Origin of the sequence: Parabacteroides goldsteinii, from assembly GCF_020091425.1 — a bacterium.
Lineage (GTDB): Bacteria > Bacteroidota > Bacteroidia > Bacteroidales > Tannerellaceae > Parabacteroides > Parabacteroides goldsteinii.
In genome coordinates this window covers 5,954,572-5,979,631 of record NZ_CP081906.1, presented here as the reverse complement: position 1 = coordinate 5,979,631, position 25,060 = coordinate 5,954,572, and the positions used below count along the sequence as shown (strand labels likewise).

The 25,060-nt window shown below is 40.0% G+C and carries 11 protein-coding genes and 2 pseudogenes; 10 read left to right on the top strand and 3 right to left on the bottom strand.

Annotated elements, in window-relative coordinates; genetic code table 11:
- Positions 1-55: 55 nt before the first annotated feature.
- The 3 genes and pseudogenes from K6V26_RS24435 to K6V26_RS24425 form a co-directional block, all read right to left on the bottom strand.
- A complete protein-coding gene (locus K6V26_RS24435) occupies positions 56-2,110 on the bottom strand; it encodes an alpha-L-fucosidase (protein ID WP_224264124.1) in 2,055 nt (684 codons plus the stop codon).
- Between the two features lie 59 nt (positions 2,111-2,169).
- Positions 2,170-3,863 (bottom strand): annotated as a pseudogene (locus K6V26_RS24430) (RagB/SusD family nutrient uptake outer membrane protein).
- 12 nt (positions 3,864-3,875) lie between these two features.
- Positions 3,876-7,046, bottom strand: coding sequence for a SusC/RagA family TonB-linked outer membrane protein (locus K6V26_RS24425; RefSeq protein ID WP_224264123.1), 3,171 nt, complete (start codon positions 7,044-7,046; stop codon positions 3,876-3,878).
- Between the two features lie 1,439 nt (positions 7,047-8,485).
- Here K6V26_RS24425 and K6V26_RS24420 point away from each other — a divergent pair.
- The 10 genes and pseudogenes from K6V26_RS24420 (at position 8,486) to K6V26_RS24375 (ending at position 25,011) form a co-directional block, all read left to right on the top strand.
- The gene (locus K6V26_RS24420; RefSeq protein WP_224264122.1) at positions 8,486-9,529 is read left to right on the top strand and encodes an acyltransferase family protein; all 1,044 of its coding nucleotides are present in this window, start codon (positions 8,486-8,488) and stop codon (positions 9,527-9,529) included.
- 8 nt (positions 9,530-9,537) lie between these two features.
- Positions 9,538-10,725 (top strand): DUF418 domain-containing protein, encoded by a 1,188-nt coding sequence (locus K6V26_RS24415; protein WP_224264121.1) that lies wholly within the window; start codon positions 9,538-9,540, stop codon positions 10,723-10,725.
- A gap of 210 nt (positions 10,726-10,935) precedes the next feature.
- On the top strand, positions 10,936-11,505 hold the full coding sequence (locus tag K6V26_RS24410) for an RNA polymerase sigma-70 factor (protein ID WP_046146049.1): 570 nt from the start codon (positions 10,936-10,938) through the stop codon (positions 11,503-11,505).
- A gap of 118 nt (positions 11,506-11,623) precedes the next feature.
- The gene (locus K6V26_RS24405) at positions 11,624-12,565 is read left to right on the top strand and encodes a FecR family protein (protein ID WP_224264120.1); all 942 of its coding nucleotides are present in this window, start codon (positions 11,624-11,626) and stop codon (positions 12,563-12,565) included.
- Between the two features lie 136 nt (positions 12,566-12,701).
- Positions 12,702-16,172, top strand: a complete 3,471-nt coding sequence (locus tag K6V26_RS24400; protein ID WP_195437433.1) for a TonB-dependent receptor — start codon at positions 12,702-12,704, stop codon at positions 16,170-16,172.
- 18 nt (positions 16,173-16,190) lie between these two features.
- On the top strand, positions 16,191-18,098 hold the full coding sequence (locus tag K6V26_RS24395) for a RagB/SusD family nutrient uptake outer membrane protein (RefSeq protein ID WP_048314185.1): 1,908 nt from the start codon (positions 16,191-16,193) through the stop codon (positions 18,096-18,098).
- A 15-nt stretch (positions 18,099-18,113) separates the two neighbouring features.
- Positions 18,114-19,145 (top strand): annotated as a pseudogene (locus tag K6V26_RS28660) (BNR-4 repeat-containing protein); the annotation flags it as partial.
- 372 nt (positions 19,146-19,517) lie between these two features.
- A complete protein-coding gene (locus K6V26_RS24385) occupies positions 19,518-20,606 on the top strand; it encodes a glycoside hydrolase family 88/105 protein (protein ID WP_187386431.1) in 1,089 nt (362 codons plus the stop codon).
- A 42-nt stretch (positions 20,607-20,648) separates the two neighbouring features.
- The gene (locus K6V26_RS24380) at positions 20,649-23,117 is read left to right on the top strand and encodes a glycoside hydrolase family 88 protein (RefSeq protein WP_224264119.1); all 2,469 of its coding nucleotides are present in this window, start codon (positions 20,649-20,651) and stop codon (positions 23,115-23,117) included.
- 232 nt (positions 23,118-23,349) lie between these two features.
- A complete protein-coding gene (locus tag K6V26_RS24375) occupies positions 23,350-25,011 on the top strand; it encodes an IS1182 family transposase (RefSeq protein ID WP_224263243.1) in 1,662 nt (553 codons plus the stop codon).
- The last annotated feature ends 49 nt before the right edge of the window (positions 25,012-25,060 follow it).

Sequence of the window (25,060 nt, the reverse complement as noted above, 5' to 3'; positions counted from 1 at the left end):
AAACAGCAAGGACCTTCACAAGCCCTTGCTGTCACCATCAATTATGTTGAATACCTCAATCTTCTGTAATAACAGAAAATTCAGCAATTCCAACACGTTTAGCATTATCCACTATTCGTGTTGCCTTAAAGATTAATTTTTGACCTTTCACAGGCTCGAAACGTATTTCCTGTTCTATCGGATTGTTTTTGATATTCGAAAATTCACCGGAAGCAACTATTTTACCATCTACCAGTAGCTGATAATTGGAGATATGACCACTCGCATCACGCCCTTGATTCGGAGTATAAACAAAACCTTTGATCACATGCGGTTCAGCCAGTTCAATCGCCAACTCATTTTTACCTTCCGGCAGATAATAAGTCGAATAACCGTTCCCGTCAAAGAGCAAAGACGTACGATCATCGACAGGGTTTACAACTTTATAATCAGTAGCCGGAAGATCGAAATATCGCATGCCGACCGGTCCCGTTTTACCCGATTGAGGATCGCAAGTAATGGCTTTTACGGTTCCTTTTGTATCCCATATAAACGGTGTCTCATATTTTGCAGATTGGGCAGTCGGTTCCGTTCCATCCGTCGTATAATAAATATCGGCACCTTCACTTTCTGTTCCGATGCGTACTTCGTTTTTGGCATTACGCATAATATAGGGTTGTTCTAACAATGGAGGGGCCAGGAAAGCCTCCACATTATTGATACACAACGGACCTTTCGATTCTGTAAAACTTATACAGAGGGCATCCGCCGGAGTTGTTTTAAAACGAACGATACGTTTATACCCGATCGTCGAAAGCGTATCGGCAGTTTCAACAGGCATCCATTTCCCGTCTTTCTCTACTTCCAACGTAAAAGCACAAACACGTTGCCCCAACGGGATATATTCCTGTATCAGCACCCGGTTCAGAGATGTTCCGGCAGGTAACGGGAATGTCAACGTCCCGGTTGTCACGCCATCAGAGGTAGCCCAATAAGAATCCCAGTTACCATCTGTTACATTGCCAGCTTTATACGTTCCACCACGGGTTTCACTGGCTCTCGGTTTGATATCTTTCAGTAAATTATCTTTCAAGTCTGCCGTGATGGTGTGAAACCAGTCGACAGCGCGTGCCGAATCGACCGGATGAATCTGTCCGCTCAAAGCGACCGGGAAATTCAACAGGAAATTGGCATTATGCCCGACACTGCGATAATAAAGATCCACCAGATTAGGAACGGTACGAACCTGATGGTCTTCGCGATGATGATAAAACCATCCCGGACGAATAGAGACATCGCATTCTCCCGGCAGCCATTTATCACCGTCTTTCATTCCCCACTGGGCCTGGCTGTAATGTTCTTCTTTATCGTATGAATAAGGAGCCCAGTTCGTTTCGCCCGCCCAGCCCGACTCATTACCGATCCAGCGGATATCCGGAACGGTTCCACCAAAGATCATGGCATCCGGATGCTTGGATTTAATCATTTCGCGGGCCGTCTCATAGCCGTAATATGCTTTCGGGTTAATAGAACGGCTTTCGTCGGCACCGCCGTACCATCCGTTTCCGCCATTCGCCCCATCGAACCAGAATTCGAACAGCGGACCATAATTGGAAATCAATTCGTTGATCTGTTCATGATAAGTTTTCTGATAACCTTCCCGTCCGTACTCGGCATTATGGCGATCCCAGGGAGAGAGATAAAGGCCGAATTTCAGCCCGTATTTCTTACAGGCATCCGACAGTTCACGGACCATATCGCCTTTTCCATCTTTATAGGGAGAATTTGAAATATTATAATCGACCGTTTTTGTAGGCCACAGACAGAAACCGTCATGATGTTTGGCCGTCAGTATCACCCCTTTCAGTCCGGCCGCCTTAATGACACGCACCCACTGTTCGCAATCCAGATCGGTCGGATTGAATGTTCCGGCAGGCGTATTCCCATATCCCCATTCCAGATCATTGAACGTATTCAGTCCGAAATGTACAAAAGCATAATTTTCCATTTTCTGCCAGGCAACTTGTTCCGGAGTCGGAACAGGCAAAATAGGAGCTGGTGGTTCCGCGTCTTTACAAGACAAGAATGTACAAGCACAAAGGCCAACAATTAATATATTACTTGCATTCATAGTATTTTCATGATTTAAAAGAGACAAAAAGGGACTGCATGATACAGCCCCTTTCACTATTATTTATCCCATCCCGGATTTTGAGGAAGCAAATTCGGATTTCGCTGTAGTTCTGCTGTAGGAATCGGACGTAAATATAAACGATCATCCCACGTACGGCTCTTTCCGGTTTCATAAGAATAATCTTCATTCGTATAATTAGGATATACGATTGCATATTTACCATCTTTTTCAGGTTGGCGCTTACCCACATACGTTTTTATGTTATCACAAATCTTTCGGCTTTCCACCGCATCAGGTCATCCCAACGACGTCCTTCACCGGCCAGTTCAACACGGCGTTCACGACGGATTTCCTGCAACAGCGGGGAAAGTTCGTATCCCCACTTGGTCCAGTTCGGATCGGTAAAACCAACATTTGTTGTCAAATGAGGCATACCAACACGGTCACGCAGCACATTAATCGTTTTATCAAGATCTGCCTGTGAGATTGTACCCAATTCAGCTTTAGCCTCAGCGTTTATCAACAAAGTTTCAGCATAACGATAAGCTATTCCATCGTACGTATTATTATTCGCTTCAAATGCTTTATCAGTCGGAATAAAATATTTGATAGACTTATAACCGGTATAACAATATTGATCGATAAACTTAGATTCCTCTGTTATAAACGTACTGTCATTTGTCAACACGGTTACACGAGTCGGGAAATCCCAAGTCAGAACAGTTTGTTTCAAACGGGGATCCCTGTCTGCCGTTTCGTTACGCATATTGTCATCTCCTTTATAATAAGAGCTTAACGAGATAGGCTTTCCATCCTTACACAAATAGCCTTCCATGAAATCCTTGGAAAAACCGGTATTAGCTTCCCATAAAGTACGGCTCATGCCATGTTTTCTTTTTCCATCCAGAAAAGTTACCGGAAGAATTGCTTCTTTAAGACTAGATTTATCTTCTATTACGAACATTTCATAATAATCTTTTTCCGGTTTTCCCGTATTATAAATTTCATACCGCCCGCTGTTAATAATTGCATCGGTTTCGTCGGCTGCTAACTTCAAAAGACGTTCAGCCTTGTCCTGCCATCCCAGCTCGGTATGATATCTGTAATAAGTAGCTTCATGCAAACAAGTCCTGGCTTTTAAATGACGGGCAACATCTTTACCGATACGCCCGGCAGCCGGTTTTTCGGGTAACCATTGAATGGCAAAATCAAAGTCTTCTATGATTTTATCCATTATCTCATACCGTTTGAGTTTCGCATCATACAATTCCGGAGAATCAGTGCCCAGTTCTTTATCAACCCAGGGAAGATCACCAAAAGTTCTCATCAATCCGGCATATTGCAGAGCCCTGAAAAATCGATTTTCACCCACATATTTATTTATATCCGCTTCAGAACCGACCACTGTCTTATAATGTGTCATAAAATAATTAGTCAGACGAATCGGTTCCCATGCACCTTTACTCCAGTTACACCAGGAAGATGCTTCAGGTGTAGGTGTGGTATACTGTCCCCAGAAATACTGGCTTATACCGTTAGGTACCTGGTCGTCACTTTCCCCATCAGCAATAGAGGTCACGCCACTAGGCAGCCAACTATAAAAATTGTTCACATAAGCTTCCAAGTCACTCGGTGTATTCCAGAACGTTTTATCATTGATACTCTGCGGAGAACGTTCCAGAAATGAGTCGTTACACGCCGTTAATGAGAGCACGGCTGCCACTCCGATATATACTATTATTTGTTTCATAATCCTTTATTTTTAGAAAGTTAGATTTAAACCGAAAGAGCAAGCGCGTTGCATCGGATACTTATAGGGGTCATCCAATTCCGGATCGAATCCTTCAGGAGTATTTGAAATGGTAAAGAGATTTTCTCCTGTAAAATAAACACGTAATTTTTCAATAGAAAACTTCGATGTAAATTCTTTCGGCAACGTATAACCGATACTCAAAGATTTCAAACGACAATAAGCTGCATTCAACAAATAACGAGTCTGGTTCTGCCCTATAGCCGAACCGCCATTAAAACGGGGAACGGGGAATAAAGCACCTGTATTGTCTTTTGACCAATAATCCGTATTATAACCGGAAGGAACATTCCATTCACTGGAATAACCATTACGGAAAGGTAATCCCGGCATCATTATATCGCGCTTAGCCACCCCTTGGAAGAATACGGAGAAGTCCACGCCTTTCCAGTCTGCTCCCAAGTTAATACCATAATGGAAACGTGGAGTCGAGTTACCGATTATCTTTTTATCACCCGGATTATCAACAGTGTTGTCACCCCAATCGATCACTCCGTTGCCATCCAGATCTGCAAAACGAATATCCCCCGGTATCAACTGAATACCACCGGATACTTTATCCTGAGTAGGTGCACCGGCTATTTCCTCCGGACTCTGGAACAATCCCGCTGTTTCATATCCCCAGATCTCACCTTGTTTTTGACCTACATAAGAGTTGCTGAGGCTCCTTTCTATATTGTCAAACTTTGTTACTTCACTCTGATAATCAGATAAGTTAAAACCAACATTATAATGTATGCCATTAGGTAACTGATCATTCCAGCTTATTTCGAATTCCCAACCTTTCGTCAGTGACTCTGCTGCATTTTCCAAAGGTTCGTTGGCACCTAGAACACCCGGTAAGATTTTTCCAGCCGAAAGAATATCAGACGTACGTCTCTGATAATAGTCGAACGCACCCTTCAAGCGGCTATTTACCATGTTGAAATCAAGACCGATATTCCATTGGGTAACGGTTTCCCAGGTAATAGACTGGCTCACCAGACCGCCCGGTCCAACAGCCTGCGGCTGGTTGCTCCCCATAATCCAACCGATCTGTCCGGTTCCATAATTGGATAAGTAAGCATACCATCCGTTATCCAATGCCTGGTTACCCAAACTACCATAGGAACCTCTTAACTTCAATTCATCAAAGAAACTATTGGTCATACTTTTAAACCAGGCTTCTTCCGACAATTTCCATCCCACAGAAAAAGAGGGATTAAAAGCGGAACGGTCATGTTTCGGGAATTTGGAAGAAAGGTCATAACGCCCGTTAAATTCCATCAAATAGCGATCGGCAAATGTATAGTTCACACGGAAGAAACCGCTACGGGTAGCCCAGGAATCCTCGCCATTACTCACATATTTTTCTCCGGTAGCAGCATTCATCGAAGGTATATCATTCGCAATCAGAGCTTCGCGACTGGCACTAAAACTACGTGTATGTTTACTTTCCTGGTTATAACCGAGCATCACTTTAAAATAATGCTGTCCCAGTGTCTTTTCATAATCTCCGAAGAAATTGAATGCATTATACGTATCATTCTTTTGCGATTCGGCTACAGAGTTCGGATTTGTCCAGGTAAATATCTGAAGGAATTGTCCGTCCGCACCGTATTCATTAAATGATTTCATATGGAATTTATTATGCTCGGCATAATAATTAAACGTATAATCCATATTCACATTCATACCTTCGATCGGCGTTAATTTCAATGCAACCGTATTCCAGAAGTCATTCTTATCCGTCTTACGGCCACCATTTGAAAGAACTGCCGGGAAATTGGTAAAATTACCCTGACCGGCCCAATTCCCATCCGGATGCTTCACCGGCATGATCGGACGCGTATCGCCTCCCATAAAGTTATCGCCATGCGTCTTGTCCTGATTCAACCCCGACAAACTCGTACGGTTATAAGTTGTCTTCATTGATAAATGCAACCAGTCATTAACATCATAATTAATGTTATTCATGATATTAAACTTCTTGAAATCTTCATTTCCGTATTTCAATAAAGAGCCTTGATTCAGATATCCCAGAGAGGTATAATAAGTAGCTTTTTTTGTACCGCCACTGATATTCACACCATAATTTTGTACCGGATAAGTCTTTTTATACATCTCTTCCATCCAGTCTGTATTACCACAATAGGAATAACGGGTACCGTTTTTACTTAAATTCGGATTTGAAGAAACATAAACAGGAGAATTATTGACAGGATCATTATAATATGCCTGAACATGTTCCATAAATTCTTCATCAAACTCTGAATAAAGCGCACGCCCGGAGGTGTTATATTCTGCCGTATTCATCCAGTTCACCCACTCCATAGAATTCATATAAGTAGGACGGGTAGTCGGACCGTTAAAAGAAACGGATGCATCAAAAGAAACCTGCGTTGGCTGATCTTTGCGGCCTCCTTTAGTCGTGATAAGTACAACACCGTAAGCGGCACGTGTACCGTAAATAGCAGCAGAAGCGGCATCCTTCAATACAGAAACTGATTTTACGTCCTGAGGATTAATCAAGTTCGGATCCATTTCCACACCATCCACCAAGACCAACGGGCTACTACCGCTTAATGCCGTCGTACCACGAATGTTGAAAGAAGAACCTGTACCCGGGCGGCCACTGGTCGTCACATTCAAATTAGGAATGGCCCCCTGCAAACCTTGTCCCAGGTTGACGATAGGACGATCTTCGAGGACCTTACTATCTATTGCAGACACGGCACCGGTCAAATTGGCTTTTTTCACAGTAGCATAACCAACCACCACCACTTCATCCAAGGCTTTGGAATCTTCTTTCAGTACAATCTTCAAGGCTGTTTGTCCCGTGTAGGTGATTTCCTGCGTAACAAACCCAATGTAGGAGACCTGAATGACATCACCCTTTTTCACATTTTCCAATGTAAAGTTACCATCCATATCGGTAACATTTCCATTTGTAGTTCCTTTCACTAGTACAGTAGCTCCGGTAATAGGACCTAAGGCATCTTCTACCACACCACTAACTTTCCCGCTTTGCTGGGAAACGCTAACACTTTGCTTTTCAGGTGCAATCTCAGCAAAAGCACCAACAGGAACAACTAAGGCCCCCGATAGCAAAATTAGACTTACTAACTTAGTTTTTTTCAGCATAAAGTTATAATTTAAAGAATACATCTTTTATAAAAAGAGCGACAGTCGTACAGGTAAGTAGAAATATTCACTCTCCGGCAATAGAACTGGACGCACTTTTCATAGTCATTTGCTTGTCATTATTTATATAAGTTCTGAAAGAACTCTGTCAGCCCATTCTCGTATTTCCATTCAAAAACTGGTTTTTATTTCAGTGAGTAAAAAATAGTAAGATGTAGTATGAAATTTCTTACTCTTTTATAGTGATTTTTACGCACACATCAATCTTATTTGTTAAAATTGAATTAGAATACAACATTTTTACATAATTATATCATGATTAAATAAATATTTCAATATATTTGCAAAGGAAAAACAGAGTTCTTTCAGAACTTAAATCATCTTACAACTATCACACCAATTCATATAAACAGAGATAATCAAGGTTTCTTCGCATAGGCCAACAGGTTACGCCAGATAAGGTCATTCTTCCCTCTAAAAATTTTCAATATATAAATTTCAAACATAATTAACGGTTACATATTATCTATTTCACTTTAATGCGATACGTTTTTTGAGAAAATATTAATAACAACAACGCTCGCAATAATCAATCCTACCCCCAGATTACCCTATGGTAGTTTCAAAAGATAATATAGATTGACTAGTAGATGTCAGTCATCATTCGGGATGTATTACGACAAGTATATAATAAATGAATCCCCATACCCTCTTTTTCAATTTGATGCATTTAGCATCAATAATCTATTATATTGATCCATTTATAAACATTTTCATATCAGCCACATTACGCAAGACAACCAAAGCAGAGGGACTTGCTATACAATATTTAACACTTAATTCATCAAAGCCAAATTCAAATCACCGTTTTAAATAAATTGCAAGTTCGTTTAAAACGAGATTTTTTTCATTTTAAATGAATTGGAGATTTATTTAAGAGAAAATTTTTGTTAAATTCGGTCGAAGAGACCTCTTTTCAGAGTCTTTTTACCCTCAAAACACATGTTTTACAGCAGATTATTTTTCCAGACGGAGACAAATATCGTATCAGATTCAAACAACACATTCACACAGATAGTTCATATTCAATATCAAAATCCAACAATATTAGCACAATGCAGACCAAAAGACAGGCGCAACAAACAAAAACCGACATAAAGATATACAAACATTGCTCATAAGAGCAATAAAAAAGGACATGCTTGAGTAAGGACACATACAGTCCACTGGCAACAGGGTTAATTTGACATTTTGACAAACAACATTTACCCTATAAATCAATAAACGGAAATTTACGGGCTTTCTCCATTAGCTCATATGAAAGTCGCCCGGCATCTTCTGTCTACGAATTCCATGCTTACTTCCCTCCGATTTTGATCTATGTGAAGAATGATTTTACTTTAATTCGTTACCTTTGCGGCAAATAACAGACTTTTACCATGATAAGCCCATTGACATCGCTCCGTTTTTTATTTGCATTAATGGTTTTCGGAGCACATATTTACACTATCGATCCCTATTTCGACCATTTGTTCTATAAAGAAGGATTTGTGGGTGTAAACTTCTTTTTTATTCTTAGCGGATTCATTATCGCTTATACCTATCGCGACAGGCTTCTTGAACAAAAGTCTACATTGCGGGAATTTTGGGTGGCTCGTATCGCACGCATCTATCCGCTCCATTTACTGACACTTGGCATATCGGTTTGTGTGGGTGGATATATATCGGGGGATCTTATTGACTGGATCAAACATTTTGTTGCCAATCTATTTCTTCTCCAACCGTTTATACCTGCTGCCGATTATTTCTTTTCATTCAACAGCCCGTCATGGAGTTTGGGATGCGAACAATTATTTTATTTCCTGTTTCCTTTTATTATCGGATGCCTGGGCAAAAAGAACCGGATTCTTTACCTTGTCGGGGTTCTGGTTATCGCAATCCCAATAGCTATGTACTTCACAATGGATCAAGATATAAAAGCGATATGGTATGTAAATCCGCTTACCCGTTTACCGGATTTTCTGATCGGAATGCTATTGTTCCACCTGTATGATAAATTCAAACAGAAAGAATGGACTTATAAACAGGCTTCGGTCTACGAAACAGCCGTTGTCCTGCTTTTCCTTCTTTTTTATCTGCCTGCGGGAGAATATATTCCCAAAGTATTTCGTTATTCCTGTTACTACTGGTTGCCTATCAGTCTGTTGCTGTATGTTTTTGCACATCAGAAAGGATATATATCACGTCTTTTATCCAATAAATATCTTGTTATTGGAGGTGAAATCAGTTTCAGTTTTTACCTGATACATCTCTTCATAATAGAAGGATATAACTGGATAATCCGTAGCTACGATCTCCATATCCCGTATCAACTGGGGATACCCGTCATATTAATTATCGTGACCGGACTAAGCCTGCTGTCATATTACTATTTTGAAAAGCCGGCAAACAAATTGGTAAAGAATTTATTAAACAAAAAATAATAATCGACATGCAACAAACTCCAACTTCCAAAATTCCCCGTATCGAGGTGGTAGATGCTTTACGAGGCTTTGCCGTTCTGGCAATTATTCTGGTTCATAACCTGGAACATTTTATCTTTCCGGTATATCCGGATGCGGCCAGCCAACCAGAATGGCTGAACATTCTGAATGAAGGCGTCTTCAGCGTCACCTTCTCGCTGTTTGCCGGGAAAGCATACGCTATTTTTGCTTTATTATTCGGCTTTACATTTTATATCCAATATACCAACCAACAGAAAAAAGGGAAAGACTTCGGTTACCGTTTCCTCTGGCGATTGCTTCTGCTGGTAGGTTTTGCCACATTGAATGCCGCCTTCTTCCCGGCAGGTGATGTGTTACTGTTGTTCTGCGTAGTGGGAATATTCCTTTTTCTGGTACGTAAATGGAGTGATAAAGCGGTCCTTATCACGGCAATCATTCTTTTATTGCAGCCTGTCGAATGGTTCCATTATATCGCCAGCCTGTTCAATCCTGAATATACGCTGCCGAATCTGGGCGTCGGAGAGATGTACGGCGAAGTAGCCGCTTACACCAAAGAAGGTGATTTTTGGAAATTCATCCTCGGCAACGTGACACTCGGACAAAAGGCCAGCCTGTTCTGGGCAATCGGTGCCGGTCGCTTCCTGCAAACAGCCGGCCTGTTCATGCTCGGATTGCTTATCGGCAGAAAACAATTATTTGTTACTTCCGACACGAATACCCGCTTCTGGGTAAAAGCCCTGATCATTTCTGCGATTGTATTCGGTCCGCTCTACCAGTTGAAGGTCATGTTATACGATAACAGTGATGCGGATATGATCAAAAATACGGTAGGTGTAATTCTGGATATGTGGCAAAAGTTTGCCTTCACAGTTGTACTGGTTGCCTCTTTCGTTTTATTATATCAGAAAGATTCATTCAAGAAACTGACTACCTCATTACGTTTCTACGGAAAGATGAGTTTGACAAACTATATCTCCCAATCCATAATGGGAGCAATCATCTATTTCCCGTTCGGTTTATACCTGGCTCCTTATTGCGGATATACCGTCAGTCTGCTGATCGGTTTCATCCTGTTCCTGTTGCAGGTAAGTTTCTGTAAATGGTGGCTGAAAGGACATAAACAAGGCCCGCTGGAAAGCCTATGGCACAAACTGACCTGGATCAATTCAAAATAAACGAAACCGAGATCAGTTTTAACTAAGATTTAAAAATAAATACTTTCAAAGAACCAAAATAATATAAAGGGAGGTCGGAGCAGATAGCCGGTCTCCCATTGGGATAGGATTAAAGGTAACAAAAGAAGAAGCATTTCTATTGAATAAATCTGGCAAGTAAAGATAGGAAAGTCGGATTTATGTATATCTTTATCGTCGATATAACCATATATGAAAAGCGAATCTGAGATATATTCTTTTAATCAGTTGTATGCTGATTACAAAAGTCGTTTTGTCCATTTTGCCAATACATACGTCAGTGATAGTATGATAGCAGAAGATATTGCGATCGAAAGCTTGATGTATTATTGGGAAAATAGAAGAAATCTTGCACCCGATTCAAATATACAAGCTTACATCCTGACCACTATCAAACATAAATGTCTGAATTATTTACAGCGCTTACGTATGCAGGAAGAAATAGTCGAATATCTAAAGGATTGCGATACCTGGGAATTAAACCTACGTATTGCTACTCTGGAAGCCTGTGATCCGGAAAAACTGTTTTCCGACGAATTGCAAACTCTTGTAGACAAAGCATTAGAAACATTACCGGAACAGACACGCGATATCTTTATCCGTAGCCGTTACAACAACCAAAGCCATAAGGATATTGCAGAAGCCCTGGGTGTTTCGACAAAAACTGTAGAATTTCATATAACCAAGGCCCTTAAAGTCCTGCGCGTCGCCTTAAAGGACTATTTCCCATTATTGGCATTCATTCCTAAATTATTTTATTGATTATTTACCAGCCCTTTTACGAGTCCATTTTTTAACCCTGAAATTTTTTTTCAAAAAAGTCACATTTTTCGTTAGGGATATTCCTGGCTTATTTGCTTTATAGATAGAAACGAAAAAAATGGAAAAAGATACATTATACAAATTCTTTGACGGCAAAGCTTCTCAAGAAGAGAAAAAAGCAGTCCGTGCCTGGTTGGAAGCCACTCCACAAAACGAGAAAAGGCTTTTCAGGGAACGCGAATTTTTCGATGCGATGATCCTGTCAGGCAAAACGCGGACAGCCACCTCAAAGAAAAAATCCCGCCCATTCTATCTGGCTATTATGCAGGAAGCCATGAAGGTTGTTGCTATCTTTGCCATTGTCATTACTTGCGGAATCTATTTCTATCAATCGGAAATCAGGAAGATTAGCCAAAGTATAAGTACAATCACCGTACCAGCTGGCCAACGTGTAAACCTGGCTTTGCCGGATGGCACAAGCGTTTGGTTAAATGCTCGTTCCAAAATGAGTTATCCTGCTGCTTTTACAGGTGATAAGCGAGAAATAACTCTGGATGGGGAAGCCTATTTTGAGGTTAGCCATAATACAGAAAAACCGTTTGTTGTACAGACTTCAAAATGTAATGTGGAAGTGTTGGGCACGAAATTCAATGTCGAGGCATATAGCGATTCGGAAGACTTCAATGCTGCGTTGATGGAAGGATCGGTGAAGGTTATAAATAATAAAAATCCATCGGGAACAGTCCTGCTGTCTCCTAATTATATGGCTTCTTTAAAGAATGGCAAATTGTCTGCTTCCCCAATATCGGACTTTGATATCTTTCGTTGGAAAGAAGGACTAATCTGCTTTCGTAATATGAATTTTGAACAACTGATGTTACGTTTTGAGAAATGTTATGGAATACGGATCGTTGTAGAGAACAAGAACCTTATTAAATATGTATGTAGTGGTAAATTTCGTATTTCAGATGGGATAGATAACGCGTTACGTATTTTGCAGAAAGATGCGAAATATTCTTTTGAACGGAACAAAGACGAGTCCGTCATTTATATTAAATGATGTCTAACTTTAAATAGATTGCCTATGATAGCTTAGTTAACCTTTTCATAAAAATGCCGACCAGTGTCCCCACACTCATCGGCATTCTACTAACACAATTATTTAAACTGTATTAATAATTTTGATATACAAAGATATGAATAAAGAATCTTTGCCGGATATTCTTTTGATTAAAAGATTCCGACGTAAACAATTTTTTAGAATCATGAAAATAACCACTCTATTATTATTCATGTTCATCTTTTGTCTTCATGCAGAAAATTCTAACTCACAGAATATCAGTGTGACGATTCAAGAGAATGATGCCAGACTTGAAAATGTCTTAAATGAAATCGAGAAACAAACTGACTACTTATTCATATATAATAAGTACGTGAACGTTAATCGGAAAGTATCAATAGATCTTAACAAATCTTCTTTGGAAGAAGCTCTCAAAAACTTGTTTGACGGAACAAATGTAAAATATTCGTTTGATGGTTCGTACATATTACTTACCCCAAAAAATGATGCGCCAAACAAGACTATATTATCGAACGCACAGCAAAAGGATCTTATTTCAGGTAAGGTTACAGATAATCACGGCGAAACAATTGTAGGAGCAAATGTTGTTGTCAAAGGAAGTACATCCGTAGGGACCATTACCGATATCAATGGGAATTTTTCCATACAAGTACCTGATAAAGCAGTTTTGATAGTATCGTATATCGGCTATTTATCGCAGGAGGTAGAAATAAAGGGCCAACGTCCTATACGTGTTGTTTTAACAGAAGACACACAAGCCTTGGAAGAAGTGGTCGTAATTGGTTATGGGACGGCAAAACGCCGTGACTTAACAGGTGCCATAGCAAGCGTAAAAGCAGAAAAAATGGAAGTGGAAGCACCTCGTGATATTACCGACCTTATGCGTGGAACAGCTGCAGGTTTGAATGTCGGAATGTCTACTTCGGCAAAAGGCGACTTAACACCTCAAATCCGTGGTGTAAATACATTAACTGCCGGATCAAGTCCAACGATTGTTGTGGACGGAGTTATTTATTATGGTTCTTTGTCCGACATAAATACAAATGATGTTGTGAGCATTGATGTTTTGAAAGATGCAAGTTCTGCTGCCGTGTATGGTTCACAGGCAGCTAATGGCGTTATTGTTATCACAACTAAAAAAGGCAAAGGAAAATCTGATGGCTCCGCTACTGTTACATTCAATGCTAATGTAGGGTTTGTCCAATCTGCAAATCAAATGCCAATATTGGATGGCAAAAAATATTTAAAGTACAGACAGGATTATCAAATGGGAAATAGTTCAAGTGATTACCTGACGAAATTTCCAGAGATTTATACTAATCCTTTCGAGTTGAATGGTACAGGTGTCAATCCTTTGGATTGGTATAATTATAATCAAAAAACACCGGTGTCTTCTGTCTCAGATGAGGATCTGACACGCGCATGGCTTTCCAGGTTGCAACTTTACACTCCTGAAATAGATAATTATTTAGCAGGAATAGAGACAAACTGGGCAGATCTTGTTCTTCACAAAGGTTTGCAACAAGATTATACAGTCAGTGTTTCCAACCGGACGGATAAAGTAAATTATCACTGGTCACTGGGCTATGTGGACCGGGATGGTATCATCGTAGGAGACAATTATAAGAATCTTCGCACCCGCTTGAATCTTGATTCTAAAATAACAAACTTTTTAACAATAGGGATGAATGCGAATTTTGCTATCCGGGATGAAAGTTCACAGCCTGCAGACTGGAAAGCAATGGCAAAAAATTCACCCTACGCATCCAACAATTTAGATGATCCCGAAAGTTTGTATCGCTATTATGTAGCAGGAGATAATTCAACTACGAATCCTTTGTATGCACGTGAATACAGAGACCAAAGTCAAAAGTATTATTCATTGAATGCCAACTTATATGCAAAGGTTCAATTACCTTTTGGCATCGAATATCAGTTGAATTATACACCTTATTTACAATGGTATCATAAATTCTACCATCAGTACGCGGACAGCGAGGTGGAAACTAAAGGGGGAACCTCCGAACGTCAGCATGATATTAAGTCCCATTGGACCGTTGATAATATTTTGCGATGGAAAAAAGAATTCAATAAGACACACAATTTAGAATTAACATTGTTGGCTAATGCAGAGAAAAAGGAAACCTGGTCAACGATTGCTGCAACATATGGTTTTAACCCAAGCGATGTTTTAGGATATCATAATTTATCATCAGGATTAAACCCTACAAACCAAAGCTCCGATACCTATTGGACCGGAGATGCCCTAATGGCACGTGTTTTTTATTCTTTTCAAAATAAATATATGCTGACGGCTTCAGTCCGTCGAGACGGTTATTCTGCATTCGGCATCAATAATAAGCGAGCTACTTTCCCCTCTGTTGCATTAGGCTATGTCTTTACATCAGAGAAATTTATGGAAAATACAAATCATTGGCTAAATTATGGTAAACTGCGTTTTTCCTGGGGGCAAAATGGCAATCGTGATATTGGACAATATGCCGCATTATCAAATATGAAGACAAACCCTCTGACTTATATCGGACCGGACGGAACCGTTTATACTTCCACGTATATTTACGTGAATACAATGGCTAATAACAATTTGCGCTGGGAACGGACTGAATCCTACAATTTAGGGTTGGATTTTTCTTTATTCAATGATATTATCGGTGGTTCATTGGAAGTTTACTCCGGTACAACAAAAGATTTGCTTGTAGAACGTTCTTTGCCTAGCATTACAGGTTTCTCAAATGTTACTGCAAATCTGGGAAAATTGAGAAATAAAGGATTAGAACTGACCTTGAATGCAAATATTTTCAGAGAGGCTAATTTTGAATGGTCTGCATCTTCTACATTTTCTATGAACAGAAGAAAGATTGTTGCACTTTATGGAGATAAAGAGAATGTATCGGACGAAAATGGCAATATAATTGGCCAAAAAGAATCGGATGACCCGACAAACGGATGGTTTATCGGTCAGGATCCCGACCGTATATGGGCGTATGACCGTATAGGAGTATGGCAATTAGGAGAAGAAGAAGCTGCTGCTGTTTATGGCTGTAAACCGGGTGACTTTAAATACAAAGATCAAAATGGAGATGGCGTTATGAACACGGAAGATAAGGTTTTCCAAGGATATAAGACACCTCGCTATCGTTGGTCAATGAGAAATGATTTTACAATACGTAAAAATTTTACAGTATCTTTTACGATGTACTCTTATTTTGGTCATTATGGCGCTTTCGATGAAGCCGCAAATTATAACAGTGGTGCACCTTACAAATTCTCATCTTATGATATGCCACGTTGGACAAAAGACAACCCGACTAATGATTACGCAAGAATCAGTTCTTATAATGCAGGAACAAACTGGGTGAAAAAATCTTTTTTGCGTTTGGACAATATTTCTGTTTCGTATAATGTTCCTAAGACTTTCTTACAGAAGTTTGCCATTCAAAACATGAGATTTACCGTCACTGCCCGTAACGTTGCAGTTTGGTCTCCTCATTGGACATTCTGGGATCCGGAAAATGGCAGTTTGTCTCCGAGATCGTTCAATTTAGGTATAAACTTTACTTTATAACTTCAAATATAACACATCATGAAAATTAATAGATATAAAACAAGGCTCTTGGTTTGTGCCATGATTTCCTTTTTGGGATGCAATGACGGTTGGTTGGAAACAAAACCGTTATCAATTTATACACCGGAAAATTCATATATTGATGCTGCTGGTTTTGAATCTGCTTTAGGAGCATGTATGCGGAATATTGTCAGTGAATTTTATGGTGACGGAGCACCTATTGTAACTGAAATGATACAATCAGATATCTGTGTAGACGGAACAACGAATAAGACCGGACCACAACAAGACATGGACCAGGCTCTTCTTCCCAGTGCAAAATTGACAGGAATAGACTATACGCAGGTCGGATGGTTTTGGACTTACACTTACAATGTCGTTAAATACTGTAATACTGTAATTTCGCGCATAGATGATATTGAATGGCAAAAACCGGAAGACCGTAATCATGTGTTAGGTTCTGCTTTTTTTCACCGGGCTTATCGTTACTACAGAGCTGTACACCAATTTGGGGATGTTCCTTTCTTAGAAGAAGAACTTACAGAACCTAAAACGGATTTTTATTCGAGTGACAGATGGAGTATTTTAGAACGCTTATATTCGGATATGGAGTTCGCTTATAAATGGGTACGGACCGGAGCAGAACGGGGAAAAGTAAATAAAGATGCCTGCGGCGTTCTACTGATGAAAATATGTATGAGTCTAGGGAAATTTGACCGGGCCATTGAAATCGGTAATGAGATTACTGCCAATCATCCGCTAATGACAGAACGTTTTACATCGAACAAGAATAAGGCACGAACTAACTTAATGCATGATTTGCATAGCGTAGAAGCCAAATTAGACATGAGTAATACGGAAGGGATCTTTTATACGTCTTCTTATCCGGATATAGATGGTTCTGTCCGTATTTATACGATGAGATGCGGAGTTCCTTCCTGGAATACGGGAGGTCAGGGAACTGTAACTCCGGATGGAAAAACTGGTACAGCTTGGAATGTGTCGACTATAGCAGATGATGTACGGGAAGATCCGGATCTGGATATTAATCGTGTGTACGGACGTGGTACAGGAAAAGCGAGACCGACCAATTATTTCCAATATGAAATTTGGGGTGAAAAAGAAAAAAATGATTTAAGAGGAGTTTATAATCGCGATAGCTGGAGGCGAACAGAAGATTTGAAATACAACAATCCGGATTTAAAAAAATCAGGAAACTCCTGGTACAGGAAAAATTTACAGAAAAATGCGAATATCAGTGTAAACGATTCCATCATGTGTTGGTTTCAATGGCCTCACTATAAATTGTTTGTTCCGGAAAAGGAAACGGTTACACAGTGGTATGGAGGTGAGACTCCCTGGTATATCTATCGATCTGCAGAAGTATATTTAATGCTGGGAGAATGCTATTACTGGAAAGACCAAAAGGCTCAGGCAGCAAATATGTTAAACATAGTACGTGCTCGTGCTGGTGCCGAGCCATTGACGGCTGCCGATATTAATATAGGAGAAATATTGAACGAACGTGCCAGAGAGTTGTATTATGAAGAATTACGCCATGTCGAGTTAGTGCGCATAGCATATACTTATGCAAAATTTGGTAAAACATGCGAAGTTTTTAACCGTACATATTCATTGGAAAATCTTTCTGGCCCCGGAGGAATAGGTGCTAATATAAAGGAATCAGGAGTTAATTTCTGGTGGGACTGGGTTATGGCTAAAAATAATTTTTACAGAGAACGTGTAACCACTTCATGGTACACATATCAAATAAGCGTTCATCATATTTTATGGCCAATTCCTGAAGAAGCGATCGTGTCGAATGTAAACGGAGTGATCAATCAGAATATTGGATATCCCGGAGCAGAGAAAAATGTCGCTTTGTTAACCGTCGATCCTGTATCCCCTCAAACAGAAGGTTATTAATAATCCGGTATAGAGATGAAGATCAAATACATATTACTAATCGTAAATCTACTAAGCTTTTGTTTTAATAGTTTAGGGCAACAGTTTGTGAATTTGGATGCGAAAGCTACCGAAGCAACCTTTATTTACACAAAAGCGAACGGATATAAAGGGATATGGTATAGGAATCAGCTTTCCAATAACGAGTATATATATAAATACAGTGGAGGAATGGCTGTATATCCTGCTAATCACAGACCTTTTGCGATATATTCTCTAGAAGCAGAAAAAAGTTTTTTCTGCTTCGGAGGAACTGATAGGGATAATATTTCTTTGTTACATAATGTGTCGTATTTTGATCACAAAACAAAAATGCTGGCAAATCCGACAACAATATTAAACAAAGAGACAACGGACGCTCACGATAATCCGGTCATTTCAATGGATGAACAGGGATATATCTGGATATTTTCAACCTCTCACGGCGTTACCAGACCATCGTATATCCATAAAAGCAGAAAACCTTATGACATAGAAACCTTCGATTTAATCCAGGCTACGGAAAAGGTGAATGGCAAAGATGTTCCATTTAATAACTTTTCATATATGCAGATATGGTATATAAAAGGGAAAGGCTTTTTAGGATTGTTCACAAAATATAAAGGCGGGGTTGGTGATCGTGTGATCGGATATAATACAAGTCGGGATGGTATAAAATGGAATGAATGGAAAGTTATTGCCCATATAGATAAAGGGCACTATCAAATATCAGCAGAAAAAGACGGAAAAATAGGAGTAGCATTCGATTTTCATCCCGCAGGAAAAGGATTGAATTATAGAACAAATCTATACTATATAGAGACTGATGATTTTGGTAAGAGTTGGCATTTGGCAAATGGGGAAAAAATTCAGTTACCATTTGATCAGATTCAAAATCCAGCTTTGATAAAAGACTATACAATTCTGAAGAAAAACTGTTATATCCTTGATATAGCATTTGATAAACGAAATCGCCCGATGGTTCTCACTATTTCCAGTAAGGGATACCAACCCGGTCCGGAAAATGATCCTCGAAGCTGGGAGTTTTTCCATTATGACGGAAATAAATGGAATAACACGGAACTTACAACATCTGATAGTAATTACGATATGGGATCTGTCTATTCAGATAATGACTTGATCCGGATAATTGCACCGACAGAAAAAGGACCTCAGGTATATAATCCAGGAGGAGAAATAGCTGTTTGGGAAAGTGATGATAACGGGATCAGTTGGAAATTGAAACGGCAATTGACAGTTGGAAGCACGAAAAACCATACTTACGTAAGAAGTCCTAAAAACTGCCATCCGGATTTCTATGCTATCTGGGCAGACGGGCATGGAAGGCAGCCTTCCCAATCAGATCTTCACTTCTGTGATAAGAATGGGCGTGTTTTTAAGATGCCACGCGATTTTAATACAAATGCTATCAACCCTATAGAAGTAAATATAGACTTAACCTCTTTTCCAGAAGGGTTTTCTCCTCAGGAAGTAGGTAACAAGTTGAGCAAACATTTTATTTCCAGCCCACATTTTCTTCATGGCAAAAAATGGATTCATTATGCTGAAGTATGTACCTGGTTAGGGGCATTACGTTATGCACAAGTGGCCGCAGACAATGAATTGCTCAATATGTTGAAAAAACGTTTCGACCGTTTACTTTCAACAGAGAAATTCTACCTACCCCCTAAAAACCATGTAGATTTGAACATGTTTGGGTGTTTACCTCTGGAATTCTACCGAGTTACTGATAATAAGGATTATTACGATCTCGGACTATCTTATGCTGATACACAATGGGAGCTGCCTCCGGAAGCGAAAGACGAAGAAAAAGCCTGGACACAAAAAGGATATTCCTGGCAAACTCGTCTTTGGATCGACGATATGTTTATGATCACTATTTTGCAAAATCAGGCATATCGCGTAACCGGTGACGAAAAATATATAAATCGTGCTGCAAAAGAGATGGTCTATTATCTGAATGAATTACAGCGTACTAATGGTCTGTTCTATCATGCTCCTGATATCCCGTATTTTTGGTCACGCGGAAATGGATGGGTAGCAGCCGGCATGACCGAGCTACTAAAAGTTTTACCGGAAAATAATCCGGATAGAAAACGGATATTTGACGGATACGTAAATATGATGAGTACTTTGAAAAAATATCAAAGAAGAGACGGAATGTGGAATCAGTTGATCGACCAGGCCGATTGCTGGGCTGAGACTTCCGGATCAGCGATGTTCATTTATGCAATTATTACAGGCATTAAAAAAGGATGGTTGGATCGAACCGAATATACACCGATCGCCCGCAAAGCATGGTTAGCGCTAGTTCCTTACATTAATGGCGAAGGAGATGTTACGGAAGTTTGTGTGGGAACTAATAAGAAAAATGATAAACAGTATTATTATGATCGTCCCCGTGCAATTGGTGATTATCATGGCCAGGCTCCTTATTTATGGTGTGCCGCTGCTCTTCTGGAAAAATAACTGTTTTCAGTATTTAATTAAACATATTAATACATTATTAAGATGAAAAAGATATTATTGTTTCTCTTTTTATTCGTTTTTTATTCTCTTTCTGCACAGAAGAAAGGTGAATATAATAACTATAAAATAGACGGATATCGACCCATATGGTTCGATTTAGGGCAAAAGTCCGAATATGGTTCTAAATACTCCGGTGGTTTGGGAACCTACACAGTCAAACATAATCCTATGGCAATATATTCTCCTGAGACAAACAAAACATTTTTTGTTTTCGGAGGAACGATCGATAAAAAAGAAAGATATTTGCTTTGCATGATAGGTTGTTATGATCATACAACCGGGAAAGTGTGTAAGCCAACGGTCGTATATGATAAGCAGGGAGTAGATGACCCACACGACAATCCTGCCCTTTTGATTGATAAGGAAGGGTATTTGTGGGTCTATATCGCCGGCAGGGGAAACCATCGTCCCGGATTTATATATAAAAGTCTGAAGCCTTACGACGTTTCTAAATTCGAATCGACCGGCTTTGAAGACATAATGGCTTATCCCCAACCCCGACTGGTTGAAAATAAAGGACATTTCATGTTTTGTACCCGTTATGACGGCGTACGAAGATTGTTCTACAGGACTTCACCGGATGGATTAAACTGGAGTGACTACCATCAGATCGCATCCATTATTCCGGAAGGTGAAAGCAAGTCCGGCCATTATCAGATTACAGGTCAATATGGGAACAAGTTAGTAACGACCTTTAATCGTCATAAAAACGGAGATTGCGATACCCGTACAAATATGTATTATTTAGAAACTACAGATTTCGGAAAGACCTGGACTTTAGCAGATGGTACACCAATTAAATTGCCGATAGTAGATAAAGATAGTCCTTGCCGGGTTATAGATGCCGAATCAAAGGGGCAAAATCTTTATATTAAAGATGTCAATTTTGATAAGAAAGGAAATGCAATTGTATTATACCTGACCAGTTATGGTCATTTGCCCGGTCCTAAGCATGGTCCCCGTGAATGGTTTGTCGCTCACTGGACCGGGAAAGAATGGGTACAATATCCAATCACAACATCAACCCATAATTATGATTCCGGAAGTCTTTACGTAGAAGGAAATCTTTGGAGAGTCATTGCTCCGACCGCAGCAGGCCCTCAACACTGGGGTACAGGGGGAGAAGTAGAATCCTGGATAAGTACAAATGCAGGGAAAACCTGGAAAAAGGAACATATATATACGAAAAACAGCCCGCGTAATCATTCTTATATGCGTCGTCCGGTAAATGCAACAGACCCGTTCTATACATATTGGGCAGATGGGAATCCTGATTGTCTGAGTATATCGAATTTTTATTTCGCCGATTCAAAAGGAAATGTTTTTCGTTTACCTTACAATATGAAAGAGGAATGGGAAAGACCTGAACATGTCGATTATACCTCTAATCTCTCGCCACAGGATTTTCAAAACTATGCGTATCTTTTTGAAAATAATTATATCAAGAAGATGATGGTCAAAACAACAGACTGGCAATTGGCACACCCCCGGCACGGACAAACGGACTGGACAAACGGTGCTTTTTATGCAGGGGTATATGCAGCATGGGAAACAACAGGCTCTAAAAAAATATATAATGCAATGATGGCAGTGGGAAATGATTCTACTCACTGGAAACCAGGTAAACGTTGGTTCCATGCCGATGATATCGCAATCAGCCAAATGTACATTGATTTATATCGCAAGGAAAAACGTCCTGAAATGTTAAATGCGACTATTGAGGCACTGGATCGTTTCTTAAAAGAACCTTATCCTACTTCCGGGAAAAAAGATATCATAAAATGGTGGTGGTGCGATGCATTATTTATGGCACCTCCTACTTTAATTAAATTGGGAATTGTCACGAATAATAACTCATATCTGGAATATAATGATAAATGCTTCAAAGAATGTTATGACCTACTGTACAATAAGAAAGAACATCTCTTTGCTCGTGATCTGGGATATGTCGTAAAAGGAAATAAAGAAGACAGAGTTGAAGCCAATGGCAAATTAATATTTTGGGGACGCGGTAATGGCTGGGTTATGGGAGGTCTGGTCCGGATTTTACAGGAATTACCGGCCAATTACCCGCAGAGAAGTTTTTATGAACAATTATTTAAGGAAATGGCAATTCGTATTGTCTCCTTACAACAGGCTGACGGTTTATGGAGGGCAAGCCTTCTTGATCCGGAATCTTATCCGGGAGGAGAGGTCAGCGGTTCCGGATTTTTGTGCTATGCTTTGGCGTGGGGTGTTAATAATGGTCTGTTAAAAGAAGAGTTGTACATAAATGCCGCTAAAAAAGCATGGATTGGACTGAATAAATGTGTAAATGAAGAAGGACGGGTTGGCTGGGTACAACCTATCGGTGCAGACCCCAGGAAAAACTTTTCAGCGGATAGCTGGGAAGTCTATGGCACAGGAGCTTTCTTATTGGCAGGAAGTGAAGTAATACATTTACCTAAATAAAGAATTTCACTTCTTAGCAGAAATGAGCTATCCTGTCGTCAACCTCACTTGGTTATTACAGGCTCATTTGTGGAATACAATAATTCTATTAAACTAAAGGAAAAAAGTTGTTTTTGAGGTTGTGTCAAAACGCTGGCACAACCTTTTTTTATGCACAAAGCCCAGACTTTCACAAGCCCGGGCTTTGTTATTACCCAAAGTTTTTGTATCTTTAGGCATAAAGTTTTTCATTATGGCAAAGTTACATTTTCGTCCTTACATTCCCAACCAAACAGTTCTTTTTCCCGGAAGAATTGATGAAAACATAGCAGCGAACGATCCGGTTCGCATAGTTAATACTGTTGTTGATAATCTCAATCTTGACAATTTCAAGAAGCTTTATAAAGCAACCGGTCGTTGTCCTTATCATCCTAAAATGATGCTTAAGGTGATTATCTACGCCTACATGAACAATATCTATTCGTGCCGCAAAATAGAGAAGCTTCTCCTACGTGACATTCATTATATCTGGCTTTCCGGTAATGAACATCCGGATTTTATAACCATCAACCGTTTCCGTAATCGTGTAAAAGAAGAGATAAATAATGTATTCACGCAGTTGGTTCTTGTCCTTGTCGACAAAGGTTTCATCAGCCTTGACGTAGAGTATATTGACGGTACCAAGATTGAGTCCAGAGCCAACAAATATACTTTTGTCTGGCGCAAGACAGTCGAAAAGAACCGTACAAAGCTGATGGATAAGATCCGCATTCTCCTGGAGCAGGTGGATGAAGCCATAGCCCAAGAGAACTCCGCCAAAGACACACCCGTAGAGTTCACTCCCGCCATGCTCTCAGATATAGTGAATGAACTTAAAGAGGTGCTGGAACACCAGCCTGTAACAAAGGACAAGGAACAAAAGAAAGTCATCCGGGAAAAGAAGAAACAGGTCCGGGAACTTGAGGAGTACCGTGACAAGTTGATGGAATACGACAACCATCTTGACACTCTTGGAGAACGCAACTCCTATTCCAAGACCGATCCTGATGCCACCTTCATGCGCATGAAAGAGGACGCCATGAGAAACGGACAGACCAAGCCCGGATATAATCTGCAAATAGGTACCCAGAACCAATTCCTCATAGACTTCCGACTGTTTCCCAACCCAACCGATACACTGACCCTCATACCTTTCTTCCACTCCTTTGAGCAACGCTATAACCGCTTACCGACTGTCGGTGTGGCAGACTCCGGTTACGGCTCGGAAGAAAATTACCGGTTCATGCAAGATAATGGGATAGGAGCCTTTGTTAAGTACAACTACTTCCATAAAGAACAGCGTCCCCGTTATACCCCCAATCCATTCCATGCGGAGAGTCTCTATTACAATGCGGAAGAGGATTATTACGTTTGTCCTATGGGGCAGCACATGAACCGTATAGGAACCAGGCGTGACAAAACAGCTAGCGGATACATCACCGAAAGTGCCCGGTATAAAGCACAAAGATGTGAAGGGTGTCCTTTACGTGGCAGTTGCTTTAAAGCCCGGGGGAACCGTATTATAGAAGTCAACCACCGGTTAAACCAATACAAACGGCAGGCACGGGAAAGGTTACTCTCGAAAGAAGGCATCAGGCATAGGGGAAGGCGATGTATAGAACCGGAAGCAGTTTTTGGACAAATGAAACACAACATGGCATACAAAAGGTTCCGGCATGTGGGAGAAGACAAGGTTACAATGGACTTTGCCTTCTTTGCTATAGCTTTTAATATCAAAAAGATGTGTACAAAACTACTAAAAGCAGGAAAGAGAAGGAGTACACACACTATATTTATCTTTATCAGACCACGTGTGGCTCAACATACGACGAATATTAAGCCTTATTACCTAATTACTGAAAAAATAGTCGCATAGACAAAAAAAGAGGAACGACTATTTTTAAGATAAAAAAGGAGATGTGCCT